Annotated in this window: 8 protein-coding genes; 1 reads left to right on the top strand and 7 read right to left on the bottom strand. The window is 61.8% G+C overall.

All coding sequences use genetic code 11. The features are described 5' to 3' along the window. The 7 genes from LH128_RS21655 to LH128_RS33655 all read right to left on the bottom strand — a co-directional run. Window positions 1–370, bottom strand: a 370-nt coding sequence (locus LH128_RS21655; protein ID WP_008829286.1) for an AAA family ATPase, incomplete at its 3' end; no start/stop codon positions are given. Beyond that, window positions 367–795, bottom strand: a complete 429-nt coding sequence (locus tag LH128_RS21650) for a hypothetical protein (protein ID WP_008831825.1) — start codon at window positions 793–795, stop codon at window positions 367–369. The genes LH128_RS21655 and LH128_RS21650, both read right to left, overlap by 4 nt. A 73-nt stretch (window positions 796–868) precedes the next feature. Beyond that, window positions 869–2,320 carry a DUF4942 domain-containing protein gene (locus tag LH128_RS21645; protein WP_231634371.1) on the bottom strand — a complete coding sequence of 484 codons (1,452 nt, stop codon included), beginning with the start codon at window positions 2,318–2,320 and terminating at the stop codon, window positions 869–871. Window positions 2,321–2,322: 2 nt separating this feature from the next. Beyond that, entirely contained in the window at window positions 2,323–2,583 is a 261-nt protein-coding gene (locus LH128_RS21640) for a hypothetical protein (protein WP_008831823.1), read from the bottom strand. 117 nt (window positions 2,584–2,700) lie between these two features. Beyond that, window positions 2,701–2,847 carry a hypothetical protein gene (locus LH128_RS33660; RefSeq protein WP_021223025.1) on the bottom strand — a complete coding sequence of 49 codons (147 nt, stop codon included), beginning with the start codon at window positions 2,845–2,847 and terminating at the stop codon, window positions 2,701–2,703. A gap of 134 nt (window positions 2,848–2,981) precedes the next feature. Next, a complete protein-coding gene (locus LH128_RS21635) occupies window positions 2,982–3,218 on the bottom strand; it encodes a hypothetical protein (RefSeq protein ID WP_008831822.1) in 237 nt (78 codons plus the stop codon). Window positions 3,219–3,506: 288 nt separating this feature from the next. Next, window positions 3,507–3,746, bottom strand: a complete 240-nt coding sequence (locus LH128_RS33655) for a hypothetical protein (RefSeq protein WP_172705133.1) — start codon at window positions 3,744–3,746, stop codon at window positions 3,507–3,509. A 9-nt stretch (window positions 3,747–3,755) separates the two neighbouring features. Between LH128_RS33655 and LH128_RS21630 the strand changes: the two genes are divergently transcribed. Beyond that, complete coding sequence (locus LH128_RS21630) at window positions 3,756–3,974, top strand: hypothetical protein (protein WP_237230251.1); 219 nt, start codon at window positions 3,756–3,758, stop codon at window positions 3,972–3,974. The last annotated feature ends 26 nt before the right edge of the window (window positions 3,975–4,000 follow it).

The following is a 4,000-nucleotide window of genomic DNA, read 5'->3' as shown; positions in this document are numbered from 1 at the left end:
CGCGGCGCTCGGCGATCTTCTCCTCGATGCGGATGCCGACCCAGGTCGCGATATCGCTTTGAAACGGACGGATCACCGACCACAGAAAACTGTGGATCGTGGAGATGTGAAACAGTGACGAGACACCGACATCTTCGGATATCTCGCCGACGGCCACCTCGGTATAGGTGATGCAGGCAATCTGCTGTCCCGCGCGGCGCAGCGCCGAACCTCGGGTCCGGGCAAGGTGATCGAGTGCCTTGATCAACGAAGTAGTCTTGCCCGAGCCGGCACCCGCGACCATCACGAACGAACGCGGGACTTTGCAATCGAGGCAGGCGCGGACTTCGATGTCCGCCGGCGTGTCGGGGCTGCCGATCCGGCTGGTCACGCGGCAACCTCGCCATCCGGCTCGAGCGCGGCAGGGGCGTCGGGCCCGCCGCCGGTCACACCTTCCGCGCCTTCCTCGTCGTCGGGCTCTGGGTCCGGGGGTGCGATTTCAGCTTCGAGCCAGCGAAGACCGGCAGCGATGTATTCTGGCACAACCCAGGTTGCGGGGTCTTCGGCGAGTAATGCGAGGGCAAAGTCGGTCTTGCTGAAGCTCTTCGCCTGAACGCGCTTGTGAATGCGGTTGGCCAACTCGCAGAGATCCTTCTCATCATTCTTGGCGATGCGGAGCTGGAGCGGCTTTCGATCCTTGTGCTGGCACCAGTCGAGATTCTCGAGCGCGAACGCTTCCTCGAGCGTACGGCCTGCCAACGAAAGCGTGTCGCCGCCCCAAGTCACATCGGTGCGGCATTGATAGGCGACGCGCACAAGGGCGTCGTTGTCGTTGGCGCGTACCTGTGTTTTGTCGTCGGCGGGCGCCCCCCCCCCCCGCCTGCACCGATCAACCCGGCTTGCGGATCGCAAGCAAAACAGTGTTCACGTTGGTTCCGGCGTGGGCGAAAGAACCGGGGGGAAGGTCGATCCATTTGCGACCGTGGAAATAGATCGCCTCGCAACCAGCGATCATGCGGTGTAGCGCCTTGTGGCGCTGATCCTCGCCATACTCTGCCCGCGCGCTCATGATTGCCACCAGCACGCCTCCCGGTTTGAGAAAGGCGAGGGCATGGCGCACATGGTCACAGTCGCGGCCTCGATCAAAAGGCGGGTTCATTATCACCGCGTCGAACGGTGCGTAATGGGCCGGGTCCAATGCGAGAAAATCGCCCTCGATCGCATCGGCAAAGCCGTGGATTACGCGTAGTTCGTGGGCGAAGCCGGGTTGCAGCTCCACGCAAGTTACATCGGCACCAGCGTTGCGCGCGGCCGAAGCAAGCGCGGCCTTTCCCGCGCTAGGCTCTAGAACGCGCTGGCCTGTGCTGATCCTCGCATGTTCGATGACCTGGGCGGCGATCTCCGGGGAAGTCATGAACGCGCCGAAGTTCTTAGCGGGCGTGATATGATAGGCCGGGGCCGCTTCTGCCTCGGTCGTCTCATAGCCATCACCGATAGCCTCGCCGTAATATTCCGCGAGCAACAGATTCACGCTCTGCAGAAGGTCGTCACGCTCGAACCATATGTGCAGATTCCCATTCTTGAAGACGCGAACGCGGAAATAGTCGCCCTCGATCACGGTTGGCAGCGATCCGCGCACGCGTGCCGAATCGGCAACCTGTGAGGCGATGCTGTGGCCCTCTGAAACCGGGGGCTTTTCGTCCAGTTCCAGAAAGACGCGCTCCACGTCCCGCAACGTGTCGCGGCGCTCGTAGCGGTCCCATGATCCCCATTCGTTCAAGGCGCGGTCGATGATGAGACGCGCGCCGATCTTGAAACCGTTGTGCGAGCGAAAGCGGCGATCCAGCTTGGCGAAGACGTTGGCGATGCCGCGCAAATAAAGGTCGCGCCGGTTGGTCCAGATATTCCCGAAAGTGGCGGCGCAGTTGTCGGGCGTGAACGGCACGGGATCATCGCGCAAGCCGTCATGAAACTCCTTGCGGGCCTGCTGATCTAGCAGCTGGTCAAAACCCAGCTGCTCCATGAGGGCCGCCCAGCACCGGCGGTCCATCGTGTGCGTCAAGACGCGCTCGAAATTGTCGCGTGCGTCGATGGTCTTGCGCGCTCCCGTCTCCTTGTCGCGCTGGTCGATAGGCTGCGACTGGATAAAAGCGCGGGTCAACGTGTCCTCGGTCCAGTCGCGGCCACATGACAGCGACAGTGCGCCGCCAAGGGTCAGGCGGGCCGCCTCGTCGCGGGTTGCATGGTAGGTGTCATAGAGGCTGAGCCAAAGGGCTATGGCCTTGTCTCGGCCGTCGCAAATATCCGCGATCTGCGCGGGCGTCATAAGCTCCTGGCCCATGTTCACGCCCCCCCGACAATAAGAGCACCAAAGCCGAAGCCCTCGGCGGCGTCCTCGATGGTGGTCACAAGGCCGTCAAAATCTTCCTCCGGCCCTAGTAGGTCGGCAATCTCGATGACAGCGGGAAGGTCAGCGCCATGATTTTCGGCAAGGTCTTTGATGTAGCCAAAGCGGTCGAAATTGCCCTCTTCCTCATAGCGAGTGAGCGGGATGGTGCGGGCGGCGTTGATCCGAAGAATTGTGGCCAGCGGAATGTCGGTCATGTGCTGTTTTCCCTGCCTAGAATGGAGCCGAAGGCGATGACGGGTCATCGACTTCTGCCCAGCGGCGAGCAGGGCCGGGGAATGCCGCAAATCAGGGCCGATCAGGGGGGAGGGGAATCACCCGTCCTGCACGGAGCGAAGCGAAGGAAGGGCGGGGAAACCCGCCTGATCGCCAAGCGAGGCCGCATAGCGGCCGAGACGGTCCAGCCCTTGCGGCAGGGGGCAGGAACAGGCCCCGAAGTCGAACAGCGGGCGCGGCGGCATTGCCGCCTCAATCTAGGAAAAGCGCCCGCCAGGTCATAGCATAGCGGCGACCTAGCGGGCGCTGCGGCATGTCGCCGGCGACATGCCCAACGGATAGCGCCGGAAGCATCCGAGTAATCGGATCCTCCGTCAGTTTAATTGCCCGAGCGGTTGCGCGACACGTCCGCATAAGGTTTGCGGCGGCACTGGCTGCACCGAAGCCGCGCGATGAGTTCGTATATGCGGGTATCGAAAGAAATGCGGCGTGAGCGGGCGAAGTCGCCCAGCGGGGCGACGACGCGGCGACCGCAAGCGCACTGGATGCGCAGATAGCAGCCTTGCCGATACCAGATAGGATCAATGGGCTTGGGGCGGTTGTAGTTCGCGGCCATTGGGCGCTTATGCGCCAAACGGAACAGGAGGGGAACGCGCCGCGCGCACGCCGGTTATTGGATTGGCAAGGGAAAAGGGCTATATAGGCAATGCTTCGTGTGCTGATTCATTTCACGCACCTACCTGAACCCGCCGTGCTGTCACACGGCGGGTTCAAACTTTTAGGGCGGGCGGCCCTGTCAGACCACCCGCCCCGCTGGATCAGCCCTTATCGGACTTCCCCAGCTTCACAATTGCAATCACGAGCGCGACGGCTGCGATCGTCAATTGAGCTGCTTCATATGCTGTCAAATCACATCACCTCCTTTGAGCGAGAGGATTTGCGAAAGGCCGCTGTCACAGTCCTTCGCCCTCGCTCGATGAAGGCTATACAACGGATTGACGACAATGCGCGCGAAACGCTCTTCACATTTTCGTGAAGCCATTGGATGATCGCCGGCGACCGTTGATGAAAAGGGGAAGCTATGGGCCTCGTATCGCAGGTTAGCGCCGATGACCGGGAAAGCGCATGGCGAATAGTCCGTCATCGCGAAATCATGGAACGACTGATTCCGCTTTGGGCCGTGCTCGGCGTTGCGCTGGTGTTGATGGGCGTGGACCTGGGCGGGCGTCTGCTGTGGACGCTGCCGATGATCGGATATGTCTTTGGGGTGATGGCGGTCGATCACGGCCCTGATTACCGCGCCGCGAATTATTGGGTGCCGGTCCTGGGAAGCCAAGCGGCGGCGCTGCTGCCTCTCATCACCAAATTCTAGATCTCTCTGGAGCGGTGGCAGCTGCC

It is taken from the genome of Sphingomonas sp. LH128, from assembly GCF_000293195.2.
GTDB lineage: Bacteria > Pseudomonadota > Alphaproteobacteria > Sphingomonadales > Sphingomonadaceae > Novosphingobium > Novosphingobium resinovorum_A.
This window is presented reverse-complemented; position numbering and strand designations above follow the sequence as displayed.

Excerpts from the sequence above, each read along its gene's own strand:
- LH128_RS21645 (WP_231634371.1), bottom strand. The coding sequence starts at position 2,320 with ATGGGCCAGGAGCTTATGACGCCCGCGCAGATCGCGGATATTTGCGAC.
- LH128_RS21640 (WP_008831823.1), bottom strand. The coding sequence starts at position 2,583 with ATGACCGACATTCCGCTGGCCACAATTCTTCGGATCAACGCCGCCCGC.
- LH128_RS33660 (WP_021223025.1), bottom strand. The coding sequence starts at position 2,847 with ATGCCGCCGCGCCCGCTGTTCGACTTCGGGGCCTGTTCCTGCCCCCTG.
- LH128_RS21635 (WP_008831822.1), bottom strand. The coding sequence starts at position 3,218 with ATGGCCGCGAACTACAACCGCCCCAAGCCCATTGATCCTATCTGGTAT.
- LH128_RS33655 (WP_172705133.1), bottom strand. The coding sequence starts at position 3,746 with ATGACGGACTATTCGCCATGCGCTTTCCCGGTCATCGGCGCTAACCTG.
- LH128_RS21630 (WP_237230251.1), top strand. The coding sequence starts at position 3,756 with ATGGAACGACTGATTCCGCTTTGGGCCGTGCTCGGCGTTGCGCTGGTG.